Raw genomic sequence first — 17758 nt, 5'->3', positions numbered from 1 at the left:
AGATCGATCATTCACTGGTAAGGGCCGTGACCGGGTCGAGCCGGGCAGCTTTGCGGGCAGGCATGAAGCCGAAGACAACACCGGTGACCAGGGCGCAGCCGAAGGCGCCGAGTACCGCCATCAAGGAAAAAGCCACGGCCACTTCGCTGAGGATCAGCACGCCGCCGACGAGCAGCGCCAGGGCGATCCCGGCAAGGCCGCCGACCACCGAGAGCATCACCGCTTCGGTGAGAAACTGGCGGAGGATGTCGCGCTGGCGGGCGCCGGTGGCCATGCGAATGCCGATCTCGCGGGTTCGTTCGCGCACTGTCATGAGCATGATGTTCATCACGCCGATACCGCCAACCAGCAGCGAGATCGCGGCAATCGAGCCGAGCATCAGCGACAGGGTGTTCTGGGTGCGCGCCTCGGCCTGGATCATCGCGGCGTTGTTGGTCAGTTCGAAATCCTTCTTGCCGTTGTGCAGGCGCAGCATCAGTTGCTCGATGGCGTGCTCGGTGTCCTTGACCTTGCGCGCGTCCGCAGCGGCGATGGCGACGTACTCCGGGTTGCGTGTACCGAACAGCCGGACGCTGGCCGCCGAATAGGGGATGGCGATGCGATTGTCACTGTCGGAGTCGCCGGAGCTGGCGCCTTTTTCCGCGAGCACGCCGACCACCTGGAACGGCACATTCTCGATCAGGATGAATTGACCGATCGGGTTCGGCACATCCTTGAGCAGTTTGCTGCGGACTTTGTGGCCAATCACCGCGACGGCAGCAGCATTCTCCTCATCGGCCTCGGTGAAGTAACTGCCTTGCACCACCGGCCAGTTGAAGATCACCGGGAAGTTGGTGTCGTTGCCGCCGACGTAACTCAGGTGGTCGGCATTGCCGTAACGTACGCCGGCCTCGGCGCCGTTGACCGGCATGATCCGCTGCACTTGCGGCAGGCTGGCCAGCGCGTGCACATCGTCGAGGGTGATGATCCCCGGCGGCGTGCGCGGGTTGGGCGCCGAGCCGCTCAGATAAATGATGTTCGAACCGAACGCGCCCATCTGCGCCATCACCTGGCGTTTGCTGCCTTCACCGACCGCCAGCATGACCACCACCGATGCCACGCCGATGATGATCCCGAGCAGGGTCAGCGCGGTGCGAAAACGATTGATCCACATCACGCGCCACGCAGCGTGCAGGGCATCGACCAGTTCGCCTTTCCAGGCGCCGGTGGCTTCGGCGCCGTCGGCCAGACGCTGGCGCAGATCCACCGCTTGCAGGGCGCCGGGGTTGGCGCTGGTCTGGGCGTGGGGATTGTCGCGGGCGCTGTCGCTGATGATCAGGCCGTCGCGTATTTCGATGATGCGTTTGGCCCGGGCCGCAACTTCGCGGTCGTGGGTGATGAGGATCACCACGTGGCCCTGGCTCGCCAGCTCATCGAGCAGCGTCATCACTTCTTTGCCGCTGTGACTGTCGAGGGCGCCGGTGGGTTCGTCGGCGAGGATGATGTGGCCGCCGTTCATCAACGCCCGGGCAATCGACACCCGTTGCTGCTGACCACCGGACAACTGATGCGGACGGTTGCTGGTGCGCGAGGCCAGACCGAGGCGGTCGAGCAGGGCGGCGGCGCGGACGTGACGCTCGGCGGCCGGGGTGCCGGCATAGATCGCCGGCATCTCGACGTTTTCCTGGGCCGAGCCGGACGGAATCAGGTGATAACCCTGGAACACAAATCCAAAGGCTTCGCGGCGCAGCCAGGCCAGCTCGTCGCTGTCGAGGCCGGCAACGTTTTCCCCGGCAAAGCGGTACTCGCCGGAGGTCGGCCGGTCGAGGCAGCCGAGGATATTCATAAGGGTCGATTTGCCGGAGCCGGAAGCGCCGACAATCGCCACGAATTCACCGGCGTGGATCGACAGGTCGATGCCGCGCAGCACGTGAACCTCCGGTGCGTCACCGCCTCCGTAGGATTTGCGGATGTCCTGCAGGTCGATCAGAGGCGTTTGCATTCAGCCTCCGCTGCCGTCGACCGGGCCGATCAACAGGTGATCACCTTCGTTGAGGCCGTCGACAATCTGCACTTTGAGTCGGTCGCTGATGCCGGTGCGTACCTCGCGTTGCTGGATGTCGCCGTTGGCCGCCACCACCTGCGCGGTTTGCAGGTTGGCCGTGGTGCTGCCCTGCAACGCGGCGACCGGCGCGGTGAGCACGCCTTTGGCCTGATTGGCGACGAAAAACACCTGGGTGGTCATCTCGGCCATCAAGGCGTTGTCGGCGTTATCGACGTCGAGCAAAACCGTGTACAGCACAACGCGGGCGCTGCCGCTTTTACTGCTGCTGGCCGGGCTGCCGCCGCCCTGACTGGTCTGGTCCAGCGGCTTGGGCGGCACCGGCAGAATCTGCCGCACGGTGCTGCTCCAGCGCCGCTGGCCGCCGCTGAGGGTAGTGAAGTAGGCGGTCATGCCCGGTTTGACGTGACCGATGTCAGCCTCGGAAACCTCGGCCCACACGGTCATCGGTGACAGTTTGGCGATGCGCAGGATCAGCGGCGTCTGCTGTTGTGCGTTGAGGGTCTGGCCCTCGCGGGCGTCGAGGGCGACCACGGTGCCGGCCATCGGCGCGTAGATCCGCGTATAGCCGAGTTCAGCCTGATCGCTGCGCAGGCTCGCTTCAGCCTGGCGGATCTGTGCCTGGAACATGTCGACGCGGGCCTGAGTGGCTTTCAGTTCGGCGCGGGCGGTCTGCACGTCTTCTTCACGGGTGGCGCCGCCGGCGACGAGATGCTGCTGCCGCTGATACTTCTGCTGCGCCAGCTCATGCTGGGCGCGCTGCTCCTGCAATTGCGCCTTGAGGTTTTCGATCGAGAAGCGCCCGGCGTCGAGTTTGGCCTTCTGCGTGGACGGATCGATTTCCACCAGCAGTTGACCCTCCTTGACCACGTCACCGACTTCGACGTGGATTTTCTGGATCTGTCCGGAGGCTTGCGCGCCAACATCGACATAACGGCGCGGTTGCAGGGTGCCCAGCGCGGTGACGCTGCTTTCGATGTCGCCGCGGCTGACTTGCACGGTGGCGAAGCGCTCGCGGCCCGGCGGCATGATTTGCCACGCGGCGAAGGCAACAACGGGAATCAGACAGAGGGCTGCGAGCAGGGCGCGTCGGGCGGGGCGGGGACGTTTCATGCAGGGTTCCGGCCAGTGGAATTCGGCCCGTCGTCCGGCTGCACGCCACAGCGCGCAGCCGCTGAACGCTGTCGCAGGGCACGACAGACACGGGGAGCTGTCCTGTAAACGATGAATGCGGAGGGGAATTTAAGCGAAGACACAGGATGTTACAGGTATAGAACGGCACTATTTGACGGGCAACGACAAACGCCACTTTAAATCTATATGAGAATTACTATAAATTACGCACCTCAAGTTGCCACTATCTTGCTACCCGTGTTTGCGGGGCTTTCGATCAGTGTGCTCAAGGATCGAATCCGCATCGAAGCGGCCGGGAGTCATGTTGGAAAACTACTATCGCGAGCTGGTGTGTTTCCTGAACGCCAAGCTCGGCAACCGTCAGGTCGCCGAAGATGTGGTGCATGACGCTTATGTGCGGGTTCTGGAACGCTCCAGCGACACGCCCATCGAGCAGCCCCGGGCCTTTCTTTATCGCACCGCTTTGAATCTGGTGATCGACGATCATCGGCGCAACGCCTTGCGCCAGGTCGAGCCACTGGAAGTGCTCGACAGCGAAGAGCGCTATTTCACTCCGTCGCCCCACGGAACCCTCGATCACGGCCAGCGTCTGGAGATGCTCCAGCGCGCCCTGGCAGAATTGCCGCCGCTGTGCCGCGACAGTTTTCTGCTGCGCAAGATCGAAGGCCTGTCGCACCCGCAGATCGCCGAACACCTGGGCATTTCCAAGGCACTGGTGGAAAAACACATTGTGAATGCGATGAAGCATTGCCGCCTGCGCATCAAGCAATGGGATGCCCATTGAGCCGCCGTCGCTAAATTTTATTTCCCTGTCCTCGTTCCTACTCAACAGACGACCTGCTGTCCTGCTCAAGGCCAGTCGGGTCACTTAGGCTCTCCTTTCCCCTTGTTGAGGGGTTCATCCAGAGGACACTGGAAATGACTCAGGCAATTGCATCGCCCATCGTTCACGACCTGATCGGCGTCGGTTTCGGCCCTTCGAACCTGGCGCTGGCCATCGCTCTGCAAGAGCGCGGCCCGACCCACGGCGAGCTGGATGTGCTGTTCCTCGACAAGCAGGCCAACTACAGCTGGCACGGCAACACCCTGTCGACCCAAAGCGAATTGCAGATTTCCTTCCTCAAGGATCTGGTGACCCTGCGCAACCCGACCAGCCCGTACTCGTTCGTCAATTACCTGAAGGCTCACGGCCGCCTGGTGGACTTCATCAACCTCGGCACCTTCTACCCGTGCCGCATGGAGTACAACGACTACCTGCGCTGGGTCGCCGGGCAGTTCACCGAGCAGAGCCGCTACGGCGAAGAAGTGCTGACCATCGAACCGGTGCTGCACAACCACCAGGTTGAAGCGTTGCGCGTGATCTCCCGTGACAGCGATGGCCAGCAGTTCGTGCGCACCGCGCGTTCGGTGGTGGTCAGTGCCGGTGGTACGCCACGTATTCCGGAGGCGTTCAAGGCGTTGAAGGGCGACAGCCGTGTGTTCCACCACTCGCAGTATCTGTCGCAGATGGCCAAACAGCCGTGTGTGAACAATCAACCGATGAGCATCGCGATCATCGGCGGCGGGCAGAGCGCGGCGGAAGCCTTTATCGATCTGAACGATTCGTTCCCGTCGGTGCAGGTCGACATGATCCTGCGCGGCTCGGCGCTCAAGCCTGCGGACGACAGCCCGTTCGTCAACGAAGTGTTCTCGCCGGAGTTCACCGATCTGGTGTTCCAGCAAAACAGCGCCGAGCGTGAGCGGCTGGTCAACGAGTACCACAACACCAACTATTCGGTGGTGGACATCGACCTGATCGAACGCATCTACGGCATCTTCTATCGGCAGAAAGTCTCGGGCATTGCCCGTCATGCGTTCCGTACCCTGACCACCGTCGAGAGCGCCACCGCCACCGAACGCGGCATCGAACTGGCGGTGCGCAACAACGCCACCGGCGAAGTCACCGTGCGCCTCTATGACGCCGTGGTCCTGGCCACCGGTTACGAGCGGCAGATGCACCGCAAACTGTTGGCTCCGCTGGAAGAATACCTAGGTGATTTCGAGGTCGATCGCAACTACAAACTGATCACCGACGAACGCTGCAAGGCCGGCCTGTACATGCAGGGCTTCTGCCAGGCCAGCCATGGTCTGAGCGACACCTTGCTGTCGGTGTTGCCGGTGCGTGCCGACGAGATTGCCGGGTCGTTGTATGAGCATGGCAAGAACCGTGGGCATCGTTCGATGGCGGATCTGTTGTTGGCGACTGCCAGCTGAATCAGCATTGCCTGATCCACCGCAATCGCTGGCAAGCCAGCTCCCACAGGATCTGTGTCGGATGCAAAACTTGTATTCACTGGAGATTCTTGTGGGAGCGGGCTTGCCCGCGATAGGGCCCTGGAGGCCAGCGAAAAATCTGAATCCTGAACCCTTCCTGAACACCCGCCACATTCCCCGACACACTTCCTTTTGCGGGTTTACTCTCCAATCATCGAGGCGTAAGCTTCGCGCGTTTTCATCAATAGCGGAGACCCACAGTGGGTACTTGTTCGAGTGACAGTTGTCGGCCGGTCTCGGTAACCGGCAGATTCTCGGCAAGATAACGCGCAGCCTTTCTCTGCCGTTGTCTCGCCGTAAAGCGAGCAGCGGCATCCCGATCATGGTCAGTTGAGACCATGTCCCGACGTCCTTCTCATCGACACTGAAAGTATGTGATTTCGACCGTGTGGTCGTGATCGCAAACCTATCGACACGCCTGTCTTTTCTGACCGGCGCGCCAAGCCTTGCCGTGCCGGATTTTCCGGTGAACGAGGCATGGTCGTACCTGCTCGACGGTTTCCCGGCTGACCATAGGGGCAACAGCCATGAAACTTACGCTCAAGGAATTTTTCGCAGGCTTCCTGCGCACACGCCACATCGCCCGGCACTTCCGCCGTCTGGCGCTGCTGGAATCGATCAACGACACCACGGTCAGCCGTGAAGTCCCGCCCACGCTGGCCAATACTCTGGTCGATGCGGCCCATCGCGACAGCGGCGAACTGCTCTCGTCGCTGGGCACTCACACTGACGGCCTGACCGATTTTGAAGTCGACGCACTGCGCGCGCAGTACGGCCTCAACGAAGTCGAACACGAGCAGCCGCTGCCATGGTGGACTCACCTGTGGCACTGCTATAAAAACCCGTTCAACCTGCTGCTGACCCTGTTGGCGGTGATCTCCTGGCTGACCGAAGACCTGAAAGCCGCCACGGTGATTTTCTCCATGGTGGTGCTGTCGACGCTGCTGCGCTTCTGGCAGGAAAGCAAATCCAACCGGGCCGCCGACTCGCTCAAGGCGATGGTCAGCAACACCGCCACGGTGATGCGCCGCGACGAGCCACGCATCGAGCTGCCGATCAAGCAACTGGTGCCGGGCGACCTGATCGTGCTGTCGGCCGGCGACATGATTCCCGCTGACTGCCGGGTGCTCAGCGCCAAGGACCTGTTCGTCAGCCAGGCGGCAATGACCGGCGAATCGATGCCGGTGGAAAAGTTTGCCCGTCAGGCCGACCGCGACACGCGCAATCCGCTGGAGCTGGAGAACATTCTGTTCATGGGCACCAACGTGGTGTCCGGCACGGCGGTGGCGGTGATTCTCACCACGGGCAACAGCACCTATTTCGGCGCGTTGGCACAGCGTGTGGGCGCAACTGACCGCGCGGTGACCTCGTTCCAGCTGGGCGTGAACAAAGTCAGCTGGCTGCTGATCCGCTTCATGTTCGTCATGGCGCCGCTGGTGCTGTTCATCAACGGTTTCACCAAGGGCGACTGGACCGAAGCGCTGCTGTTTGCCTTGTCGATCGCCGTGGGCCTGACCCCGGAAATGCTGCCGATGATCGTCACCTCGACCCTGGCCAAAGGCGCGGTGTTCCTGTCGCGCAAGAAGGTCATCGTCAAGCGGCTGGATGCGATCCAGAACTTCGGCGCGATGGACGTGCTGTGCACCGACAAGACCGGCACCCTGACCCAGGACAAGATCTTTCTCGCGCGCAATGTCGACGTCTGGGGTGAAGACTCCGACGATGTGCTGGAAATGGCTTACCTCAACAGTTACTACCAGACCGGGCTGAAAAACCTGCTCGATGTGGCGGTGCTGGAGCACGTGGAAATCCATCGCGAATTGAAGGTTGGCACGGCGTTTCGCAAGGTCGATGAGATCCCGTTCGACTTCAATCGCCGGCGCATGTCGGTGGTGGTCGAAGGGCGTGGTCAGCCACATCAACTGATCTGCAAAGGTGCGGTGGAAGAAGTGTTGGCGGTGTGCACCCGTGTGCAGCACGGCGAAGTCGAAGAAGCCTTGAGCGATGAATTGCTGACCCGGATTCGTCAGGTCACCGCAGCATTCAACGCTGAAGGCTTGCGCGTGGTGGCGGTGGCTGCCCGTTCGATGCCGGAAGGTCGCGACACTTACAGCCTGGCGGATGAACAGGAACTGACGCTGATCGGTTACGTGGCGTTCCTTGATCCACCGAAGGAAAGCACTGCGCCAGCGCTCAAGGCGCTGGCCGAGCACGGCGTGGCGGTCAAAGTGCTGACCGGTGACAACGAACTGGTGACCGCGAAGATTTGCCGCGAAGTCGGCCTCGCGCAACAGGGCTTGCTGATGGGCAACGACATCGAGCGCATGAACGATGCCGAACTGGCCGTGGCGGTAGAGAAAACCAACGTGTTCGCCAAGCTCACGCCGTCGCACAAGGAGCGCATCGTGCGCATCCTCAAAGGCAACGGCCATGTGGTCGGTTTCATGGGCGATGGCATCAACGATGCGCCGGCGCTGCGTACCGCCGACATCGGTATTTCGGTGGACAGTGCGGTGGACATCGCCAAGGAGGCCGCCGACATCATCCTCCTGGAAAAGAGCCTGATGGTGCTGGAGGAGGGCGTGCTCGAAGGGCGTCGGACCTTCGCCAACATGCTCAAGTACATCAAGATGACGGCCAGCTCCAACTTCGGCAACGTGTTCTCGGTGCTGGTCGCCAGTGCGTTCATTCCGTTCCTGCCGATGCTGCCGATGCACCTGCTGGTACAGAACCTGCTCTACGACATTTCGCAGATCGCGATTCCGTTCGACAACGTCGATGACGAGATGCTGAAAAAGCCACAGCGCTGGCAGCCGGCGGATGTCGGTCGCTTCATGCTGTTCTTCGGGCCGATCAGTTCGATCTTTGACATCACTACGTTCGCCTTGATGTGGTACGTGTTCGATGCCAACACCCCGGATCACCAGACGCTGTTCCAGTCCGGCTGGTTCGTGGTGGGCTTGCTGACCCAGACGTTGATCGTGCACATGATCCGCACGCCGAAGATTCCGTTCCTGCAAAGCCGTGCAGCCATGCCGCTGCTGGTGATGACCGGGATCATCATGGCGGTCGGGATCTTCCTGCCGATGGGGCCGCTGGCCAACTACTTCAAATTGCAGGCACTGCCGTCGCTGTACTTCGTGTTCCTGCCGATGATCCTGCTGGCATACATGGCGCTGACCCAGGCGGTGAAAGGTTTCTACATCCGCCGATTCGGCTGGCAATAACAGCAGGCTGCAATCTTCACCTGCCACCCTGTAGGAGTTGTCGCAGGCTGCGATCTGTCGATTGTGTTTTTAAAAGACAAGATCAACAGATCGCAGCCTGCGGCAGCTCCTACAGGGAACGGGTAGTTCAAGTGAATTGGCAGCAAGCCCAACAAAGGGACTGTGGACTATTCAAGGAGCTTCATCATGCAAGCCATCAACAACCTCAACCTCACCTCGCTGCTCGACACCCTCGTCAGCCTCAGCGCGGCGTTCATCCTCGGTGGCCTGATCGGGTTCGAGCGCCAGTACCGGCAACGCACCGCCGGCCTGCGCACCAACGTGCTGGTGGCGGTCGGTGCGGCGATTTTCGTCGACATGGCCAACCGTCTCGGCGGCGCTGAAGGCGCAGTGCGGGTGGTCGCGTACGTGGTTTCCGGCATTGGCTTTCTCGGCGCGGGCGTGATCATGCGCGAGGAAGGTAACGTCCGTGGCCTCAACACCGCCGCGACCTTGTGGACTTCCGCCGCCGTCGGCGCTTGCGCCGGGGCCGACCTGTTGGCCGAGGCGGTGCTCGGCACGCTGTTCATCCTCGCCGCCAACACCTTGCTGCGACCGATCGTCAACAACATCAACCGCCAGCCACTGGACGTGGTCTCGGCGGAAGTCACCAACATCGTTTACGTGATCGCCCGGCGCTCGCAGCAGAAAGCCGTGTTCGCCCTGCTCGAAGCCGAGCTGGAACGCAGCAATTACCCGGCCAGCGACGTCGATGTACACGCCTTCGGTGCCGACGAAATCGAGATCGAAGCCACGCTGGCGACCACCTCGGTCGACGGTGATGAACTCGATGCGCTGGTGGCGCGGATCTCGACGTCGGCGCTGGTGGTGCAGGCGTTCTGGAGTCCCAGCACCACCGAATAAGGCAACCACATTGCACCGCCATTGGGCGTGGCTCTCAGCGTTCACAGTCGCTGGTGCTGTCATGAACATCGCCGCATCGGCCAATGCCTGTGCGGCATGTTGTCTGCTTTCAAGAGATTTCCAGCTGTTTTCAGGACGTTTCCTACAGCGTTTCTGGTGAGTTCTGGATAGCGTGCTCAACACATTTTCTTACGCCGTCAAACTCTAAGTCCTACACGCTCTGCGATCCGGAATCGCCAGGGCCCTGGCACCGTGCTGGAACATCTCGATGGTTAAGCGACCACAGACGCTCCCTCGCGAGCTCCATTCTCATCCGTGCGTCACCCACAGCGAGCCGACCCTCATGCCCAACCTGCCGCTTCGTATCCTGGTGCTGGAAGACCACGCTTTTCAGCGCTCTGTGGCGGTGAACCTCCTGCAAGGGCTGGGTTGTCAGCAGGTGCTGGAGGCCAGCGATGGTGCGCAGGCGCTGGCGTTGCTCGATGAAGTCGGTGCGGTGGACATCGCCCTGTGCGACTTGCAGATGGAGGGCATGGACGGGCTGGCGTTTCTGCAACGGGTCGGCGCCTCGGGGCAGGTCAGGTCGGTGATCATCTGCAGTGCGCTGTCGGCGGACCTGCGGCGCGCGGTGCATCAGATGGTCGCACTGCTTGGGCTGGACCTGCTCGGTGATGTCGGCAAACCGCTGCACGTTGAGGGACTGGCCGAGTTACTCGACACATTCGTCAACCGGCAGATCAACCCGCCGCAGCCGCTGCGCGCGATGACGCTGGCCAGTGAAACGACGGTCCGCCATGCGCTGGCCGAGGGCCAATTGCAGGCCTGGTATCAACCCAAGTTCGACCTGCAGAGCGGCGAGGTCCGAGGCGTCGAAGTGCTGTGCCGCTGGCAGCACCCGACACGCGGGCTGATTTCGCCAGCATTGTTCTTGCCGGTACTCGAGCGTTGCGGGCTACTCGACGAGATGCTGTTGGCGCAGATCGACGAGGCCTTGCAGATGCAGCGCAGCGCCCGGGCGCAAGGTTTTGTCCTGAACCTGGCGTTCAACCTGCAAACCGTGCAACTGGCCAATGCGCAACTGACATCGACGTTGAAAAGCCTGTTGGCCGAACATACAAGCAGCGGTTCGGGCCTGACCTTCGAGCTGACCGAAAGCGGCCTGCTCGAAGCACCGGCCACCAGCCTGGAGACACTGGTGCGGTTGCGGATGATGGGCTGTCGCTTGTCGATCGATGACTTCGGCGCCGGATTCTCTTCGTTGCAGCGTCTGTGTCAGTTGCCCTTCAACGAGATCAAGCTCGACGCCGATTTCATTCGCAACCTTGCGCATGAACCCCGTTGCCGCGCGGCCATCAGCAGCACCCTGGCGTTGGGCGAAGCCTTGGGCATGAGCGTGGTCATCGAAGGCATCGAAACCGCCGCGCAACGTCGTGAACTGCTGGCGCTGGGCTGCACGCAAGGGCAGGGCTACTGGTACGCACGGCCGATGGCCGGGGCCGATCTGTTGAACTGGCTGCAACGGCGCAACCACGGCAAAGGAACAGACGAATGAGCGGATTTTTAGGAAAGATCCTACAGAGCTGTTCCGGCGAGATGCGTAGTCTTGGCGCGCCACCTCCGAGCTTCGGGACATCGAGCATGATCAATAAAACCCTGCGCATCCTGATTGCCGATCCGCAGCATTTTCACCGAATGAAAATCGAGCGGCTGTTCAACCATCTCGAATACTTCCGCGTCGCTCCGGTGCAGAGTCTGCTGGAGTTGCTGACGCTGGTGGAATACGGCTGCGAACCCTTCGATGCCTTAGTCATCAATGCCGAACTGACGGCCGGGTCGCTGGACCTGTCGGACTTTTTCCTGAACAACCCGCATGTCCGTCATGTTCTGATCTACAACGAACCTTCGGCCCCGGTGCAGACCCCGGCAGGTTTTGCTCAGGAGAACATGCAGATCAGCCATGTCGCACTGCCCGACCTGGCAGCGATCAAACACCTGATGGATCGGGTTGAGGGCCCGCCGCAGTGCGCAGCGAATGCCCGGGACCCGGCATCGGCCCTGCAGTGCCGGGCTTGAGCACGGTTTGGCGTTTGCTGCAACTGTCAGATCTGACAGGTAGATCCCGCAGGCTTCCCGTGTAACAGTCTTTGCACAGCAGCGGCGTCCGCAGCATCCGACGTCGTGGCACCTTTGTCATGTGGTTGCACGGGGAGCCGTCATGAAGTCAGCGCTGATCGTCGACGATCATCCGGTGGTGCGCGCAGCCGTGAGACTCGTACTCCAAACCGAGCGATTCAAGGAGATTCACGAGGCCGCGAGCGCCAGCGAGGCACTGGCCCTGAATCGTGAGCACAAACCCAAGCTGGTGATACTCGACCTCAAGTTACCGGGGATCGGTGGCCTGGAGGTGCTGGAACGGCTGAAGGCCATCGACCCCAAATGCAAGGTGCTGATCTTCACCTCTCAGGACCCGCAGTATTATCAGGACCGCTGCCTGCGTGCCGGTGCCTTGGGCTTCGTGGCCAAAACCAACCAGTTGCTGCAATTGCACAAGGCAATTCAGGCGTTGATGTCAGGCTATTCCTACTTTGCGGCGCCGTCTGACAAGGACTATACGTCGACCCCTATGCACCGCAGCGAAAAGCAGATGATCGACGACTTGTCCAATCGTGAGCTGAATATCCTTGAGCAATTGGCCCAGGGCAAAGCCAACAAACTGATCGCCGAAGACATGCACCTGAGCCATAAAACCGTCAGCACCTACAAAACCCGTTTGATGAAAAAACTCGGGATCAACTCGACGGTGCACTTGCGCGAATTCGCCAAACGCAATCATTTGCTCTGAGTGACCTGATGAATCGGCAAGGCTGGTGCTGTGTCCTGTGGTTGAGCATCACGGCCACCTCTTGGGCCAGTGACCCGGCGCAGCACCTGCAACTGTTGCCCCAGGCAGAACTGGACAATGTCCATGTTGCGCTCGATGGGCGTGACCGTCAGTGGTTACGCCAGCATCCGGTCTTGCACTTGGGCATTTCCGGTGCGGACTATCCGCCGTTCGAAATCACCCGCAATCAACAAGAGCTGGAAGGGCTCACCGCCGATTACGCCGAGCTGCTGGCGCAACTGCTCGGGGTGCGCATCGATGTGCAGCGTTTCGCCAATCGCGAGCAAGTCATGGCTGCGCTCAAATATGGCGAACTCGACCTGCTCGGCACCTCCAACAGCTTTGAACTCGCCGACCCTGATTTCGTCCTGTCGCGACCCTACGCCGACGATCAGCCGATGCTGGTGACCCGGTTTGACGAAACGTTGCCGGTGGATCTGGCCGGCAAACGCATCGCCATGGTCGGGGATTATCTGCCGCTGGCCAGTGTGCAGGCGTTCTATCCCGAGGCACAGGTGCTGCGCTATCCCTCGGCGATGGACGCACTGGGGGCGGTGGCTTTCGGTGTCGATGATGGCTATCTCGGCGATCTGATCAGTGCCAACTACCTGGTCAACACCAATTATCGCAATGACCTGCAATTGGCCGGACCGTCCGGGCTGGATGCCAACGCCTTCGGTTTCGCCCTGCGGCGCAGTGAAGTACGCCTCAAACGCATCATCGACAAGGCGCTGGCGGCAATTCCCATGGAGCGTCGTCAGCTTATCGAACAACGCTGGAGCGCAGGACGCGCGCAGATGGCCGCACAGTCGCGGGTACACCTGAGTGCCAGCGAGCAGGACTGGTTGGCGCAGCACCCGGTAGTGCGGGTGGGGGTGATCGAGGACTTCGCGCCACTGAGTTTTTTTGATGCCGAGGGCCGTTTCAGTGGTCTGTCGGCACAGCTGCTCAACCTGATCAGCCAGCGCACCGGTTTGCAATTCGACGTGGTTCGGGGGCGTTCGCTGGATCGCCAGATCGAACAGCTCAAGGCCGGTGAACTCGACGTGTTGCCGGTGGTGACGCCCAGCAGCGAGCGTGAAGCCGAGCTGCAGTTCACCCGCGCCTATCTGAACAACCCGTTTGTGCTGATCAGTGCGACAACGGCCGGCAGCCCGCGCAGCCTCGACGATTTACAGGACAAGCGCCTGGCGATTTATCGCGGGCATCCGTTGCGCGACTACCTGGTGCGGCGCGTGCCACGAGTCCGACTGGTGGAGGTGCGCAGTCCCGCCGAGGGCATGGAACTGATCGTCAAGGACCAGGCCGATGCGACCGTCAGTTCACTGCTGGTGGCGCGCTTTCTGCTTGCCCGCCAGTACCGCGAGCGTTTGCGCATCACCAACACCGTCGGCGATCAACCGGCACGCATCGCATTGGCGACCGCACCGCAGGCCACGGCGCTGCACACAATGCTGAACAAGGCACTGCTGAGCATCGCGCCGCAGCAGATGGATGAGTTGGTCGAGCGTTGGAGCCATGATGTGGTGGTGGAGGAGAGCTATTGGGTACGCCACCGCCGCGAGATTGTCCTCGGGTTTGCCGCCGCGGCGGGGTTGCTGGTGCTGGCGCTGGCCTGGATCGGTTTTCAGCGCTGGCAGTTACGTCAGCGTCAGCAATGGTTGCGTCAGTTGCAGCAGGCCAAAGAGGCGGCTGACGATGCCAACCGCGCCAAGACGACTTTCCTGGCGACCATGAGCCATGAAATCCGCACGCCGATGAACGCGTTGATCGGCATGCTCGAACTGGCGCTCAAGCGTGCCGAGGAGGGTGTCACTGACCGGTTGGCGATTCAGGTTGCGTCGGGCGCCGGTCAGCAACTGCTCGCGCTGATTGGCGATATTCTCGATATTGCGCGCATCGAATCCGGGCAGTTGTCCCTCGCGCCGCAGCGGGCCAACCTGCGTGAACTGGTGGCTTCGGTGTGCCGGGTATTCGAAGGGCTGGCGCGACAAAAGTGCCTATCCTGGCACATCGAGCTGGGGGCGGGGAGTGACGTTGATGTGTTGATTGATCCGGTGCGCTTCAAGCAAGTGCTGTCGAACCTGTTGAGCAACGCGATCAAGTTCACCGAGCAAGGCGAGATCAGCTTGCGGCTGTCAGTGCGCGCGATGCCGCTTGCAAGCGTGGGCGTGACCGTGCTGATCGAAGACAGTGGCATCGGCATCAGCGAGCAGGACCGCCAGCGCCTGTTCAGCCCGTTTGTTCAGGCCGGCAACCCCGGGCAGTCCGCGCGCAGTGGCTCGGGGCTGGGCTTGGTGATCAGCCGTGAGCTCTGCGAAATGATGGGCGGTACGCTGCGCCTTGACAGCGAGCCGGGGCATGGAACAGAGGTCGAGGTCAGTCTGCAATTGCAATCGTTGGCCGCGCTTGCCACCGAAGCTGCAAGCACCGCGGTGGCGGACACGCCGGCGCGCTCACTGAGCGTGCTGGTGGTGGATGACCATCCGGTCAACCGGCTGCTGCTCTGTTGGCAGTTGAGTGAACTCGGCCACCGCACCGTCGATATCGAAGACGGTGAACAGGGGCTGCAACGCTGGCGGGCACAAGCGTTTGACGTGCTGATCACCGACTGCAACATGCCCCGGCGCAACGGCTACGAACTCGCGCAGGCCATCCGTGGCGAAGAGGCGGCGAGCGGCCGGGCACGGTGTCTGATTCTCGGCTTTACCGCCAATGCGCAGATCGAAGAAAAGGTTCGCTGTCTTGAGGCCGGTATGGATGATTGCCTGTTCAAACCGATCCGCCTGGCTGATCTGGCGCTGGCGTTGCAGGGCGCCAGGCACAGCGAAAATGCGGGCGAGCCGAAGCAGCCACGGCCCTTGACCGAACTCGACCTGAGTGCGCTGGAGCAAATGGCCGGTGACGATCATGCGCTGATGCAACGATTGCGAGAGCAAGTCTTGTGCAGCCTGCAGGACGACCTGCAACGGCTGGACGTCGCACGCCGGCCCCTCAATCCGAGTGAATTGCGCACGCTGGCGCATCACATCAAGGGCGGCGCGCAGATGGTCGGTGCCGCGCGAGTGGTGGCAGCCTGTGCGGATCTCGAGCAGGCCTGCCGAGACGCCGAAATCCCAGTGGTCGAGCGCTCGGTCCAGGTGCTGTGCGAGGCCATGCTCAGTCTCGCGCAGCGCCTTCAGACCTGAACGATCAGTCCCACTGCGGGGCAATGCCTTTCGGGCTGGTCAGGCGCTGGCCGCGCTCCAGCGTGGCGATCAACGCCATGTCGGCGTCGCTCAGGGTCAGCGCCGCAGCACCGAGGTTGCTCTGCAGATTGGCGCGTCGGGTCGACGATGGAATCACCGCGTAGCCCTGTTGCATTGCCCAGGCCAGAGTGACTTGCGCCGGGGTCGCTTGCAGGCGTGCGGCAATCTGCTGGATCAGCGGGTCCTTGAGCACTTCGCCATAGGCGAGGGTCATGTACGAGGTGATCTGGATGCCTTGGCTTTGCGCGAACTCGACCACTTTGCGGTTTTGCAGGTACGGGTGCAGTTCGATCTGGTTGGTGGCGATGTTTTCTGCGCCGACCGCTGCAATCGCCTGTTGCATCAGCTCGATGGTGAAGTTGGAAACGCCGATCTGCCGAGTCAGGCCCAGACGTTTGGCTTCGAGCAGCGCGCCCATGAACTCGGCGACGGGCACTTGATCTTCCGGCGATGGCCAGTGGATCAGCGTCAGGTCGAGGTAGTCGGTCTGCAGCTTGCGCAGGCTTTCCTTGAGGCTGTCGATCAAGCGATCCTTGGCGAAGTTGGCGATCCAGATCTTGCTGGTGATGAACAGCTCTTGGCGAGCAATGCCGCTGGCAGCGATGGCTTGACCGACCTCGGCTTCGTTCTCGTAGATCTGCGCGGTGTCGATGACGCGGTAACCGAGATCCAGCGCATTACGCACCGAATCGATCACCACCTGGCCTTGCAGGCGAAACGTACCCAGACCAAAAGCGGGAACAGACATTGATGACTCCAGGGTTGCAGTGAGAATGGGCGGGAGTATCCGCGTCTGAGTTCTTGAGAAAAACCGCTGGTGGGGCAAAGCACTGTTGAGCAGAAGTCACGAATCTTGTAGGCGCTGCGGCACGCTGCGATCTTTTGATTTTAAACAACAAGATCAAAAGATCGCAGCGTGCCGCAGCTCCTACAGGGGGTTGTGAATTGCTCGCGAAAAGTGCACTACTGTCCTGCAGATGGAACACTTAAGCTGATTTTTGCCGTCTAGTCCTCCGACCGTCATGGATTTAAGCTTAATCCATTGCGTCACCCACTTTTCTGGAGGCAACCATGAAAAACATCATCGGTATCTACACCAGCCCTCGCGGCCATTGGGTCGGCGATGGCTTCCCGGTTCGCACTCTGTTTTCCTACGACAATCTGGGCAAGCACATCAGCCCGTTCCTGCTGCTCGATCACGCAGGACCTGCGCATTTCACCCCGACCACCGAGCGCCGCGGTGTTGGCCAGCATCCGCATCGTGGTTTTGAAACCGTGACCATCGTCTACGACGGTGAGGTGCAGCACCGTGACTCCACCGGCAGCGGCGGCACCATCGGCCCGGGCGACGTGCAGTGGATGACGGCTGCGTCCGGGATCCTGCATGAAGAGTTTCATTCGGATGATTTCGCCAGAACCGGCGGCAAGCTCGAAATGGTGCAGCTGTGGGTCAACCTGCCGGCCAAGGACAAAATGGCCGCGCCCGGCTACCAGACCATTCTCGACGGCGATATTCCGAATATCGCGCTGAAGGACGACGCCGGCAGCCTGCGGCTGATTGCCGGTGAGTTCGAAGGGTATACAGGCCCATCGCGCACGTTCACGCCGATCGACGTCTGGGACCTGCGGCTCAATGCCGGCAAATTGTTGAGCCTGGATCTGCACGAAGGGCGCAACACTGCACTGGTGCTGTTGAAAGGTTCGGTCAAGATAAACGGTGTGGAAACTGCGGGTGTCGGGCAGTTGGTGCTGTTCGAGCGCGACGGTCGTCAGTTGACCCTTGAGGCCAGTGAAGACGCGGTGGTGCTGCTGCTCAGCGGCGAGCCGATCGACGAACCGATTGTCGGCCATGGCCCGTTCGTGATGAACACCGAGCAGGAAATTCATCAGGCATTCGCCGACTTCCAGTCCGGGCGTTTTGGCCAAATGCACGGGTAAATTTCACCCCTGTGGGAGCGGGCTTGCTCGCGAAAGCGCAGTGCCAGTCAATGCGTGTCTGACTGATCCACCG

Annotated in this window: 12 protein-coding genes; 9 read left to right on the top strand and 3 right to left on the bottom strand. The window is 61.3% G+C overall.

The features are described 5' to 3' along the window. Window positions 1-7: 7 nt before the first annotated feature. Window positions 8-1981, bottom strand: coding sequence for a MacB family efflux pump subunit (locus ACTJKS_RS11555; protein ID WP_262949517.1), 1974 nt, complete (start codon window positions 1979-1981; stop codon window positions 8-10). Next, complete coding sequence (locus ACTJKS_RS11550) at window positions 1982-3154, bottom strand: efflux RND transporter periplasmic adaptor subunit (RefSeq protein WP_262949518.1); 1173 nt, start codon at window positions 3152-3154, stop codon at window positions 1982-1984. 322 nt (window positions 3155-3476) lie between these two features. Here ACTJKS_RS11550 and ACTJKS_RS11545 point away from each other — a divergent pair, with 322 nt between their 5' ends. From ACTJKS_RS11545 to ACTJKS_RS11510, 8 genes are all read left to right on the top strand, one after another. Then, a complete protein-coding gene (locus ACTJKS_RS11545) occupies window positions 3477-3959 on the top strand; it encodes a sigma-70 family RNA polymerase sigma factor (protein ID WP_041070768.1) in 483 nt (160 codons plus the stop codon). A gap of 134 nt (window positions 3960-4093) precedes the next feature. Next, window positions 4094-5428, top strand: coding sequence for a lysine N(6)-hydroxylase/L-ornithine N(5)-oxygenase family protein (locus ACTJKS_RS11540; protein ID WP_262949521.1), 1335 nt, complete (start codon window positions 4094-4096; stop codon window positions 5426-5428). Window positions 5429-6015: 587 nt separating this feature from the next. Next, entirely contained in the window at window positions 6016-8715 is a 2700-nt protein-coding gene (gene mgtA, locus ACTJKS_RS11535; protein ID WP_262949523.1) for a magnesium-translocating P-type ATPase, read from the top strand. A 186-nt stretch (window positions 8716-8901) separates the two neighbouring features. Continuing rightward, complete coding sequence (locus ACTJKS_RS11530) at window positions 8902-9618, top strand: MgtC/SapB family protein (RefSeq protein ID WP_007968289.1); 717 nt, start codon at window positions 8902-8904, stop codon at window positions 9616-9618. A 343-nt stretch (window positions 9619-9961) separates the two neighbouring features. Beyond that, window positions 9962-11170: an EAL domain-containing response regulator gene (locus tag ACTJKS_RS11525; protein ID WP_262949524.1), complete on the top strand. Its 1209-nt coding sequence runs from the start codon at window positions 9962-9964 to the stop codon at window positions 11168-11170. 86 nt (window positions 11171-11256) lie between these two features. After that, window positions 11257-11691 (top strand): chemotaxis protein CheY, encoded by a 435-nt coding sequence (locus ACTJKS_RS11520; protein ID WP_108182208.1) that lies wholly within the window; start codon window positions 11257-11259, stop codon window positions 11689-11691. Between the two features lie 142 nt (window positions 11692-11833). After that, complete coding sequence (locus ACTJKS_RS11515; RefSeq protein WP_108182209.1) at window positions 11834-12460, top strand: response regulator transcription factor; 627 nt, start codon at window positions 11834-11836, stop codon at window positions 12458-12460. Between the two features lie 8 nt (window positions 12461-12468). Continuing rightward, window positions 12469-15687: a transporter substrate-binding domain-containing protein gene (locus tag ACTJKS_RS11510; RefSeq protein ID WP_262949525.1), complete on the top strand. Its 3219-nt coding sequence runs from the start codon at window positions 12469-12471 to the stop codon at window positions 15685-15687. A 4-nt stretch (window positions 15688-15691) separates the two neighbouring features. On the opposite strand, the gene dkgB is transcribed toward ACTJKS_RS11510, so the two are convergent. Continuing rightward, window positions 15692-16495, bottom strand: coding sequence for a 2,5-didehydrogluconate reductase DkgB (gene dkgB / locus ACTJKS_RS11505; protein ID WP_108182211.1), 804 nt, complete (start codon window positions 16493-16495; stop codon window positions 15692-15694). A gap of 323 nt (window positions 16496-16818) precedes the next feature. Between dkgB and ACTJKS_RS11500 the strand changes: the two genes are divergently transcribed. Next, on the top strand, window positions 16819-17685 hold the full coding sequence (locus ACTJKS_RS11500; RefSeq protein ID WP_198760382.1) for a pirin family protein: 867 nt from the start codon (window positions 16819-16821) through the stop codon (window positions 17683-17685). Window positions 17686-17758: the final 73 nt, after the last annotated feature.

The sequence above is a fragment of the Pseudomonas sp. 22189 genome (assembly GCF_052045635.1).
GTDB lineage: Bacteria > Pseudomonadota > Gammaproteobacteria > Pseudomonadales > Pseudomonadaceae > Aquipseudomonas > Aquipseudomonas parakoreensis.
Note: the sequence above shows the minus strand (reverse complement) of the source record. Positions and strands in the feature narration are given on the sequence as shown.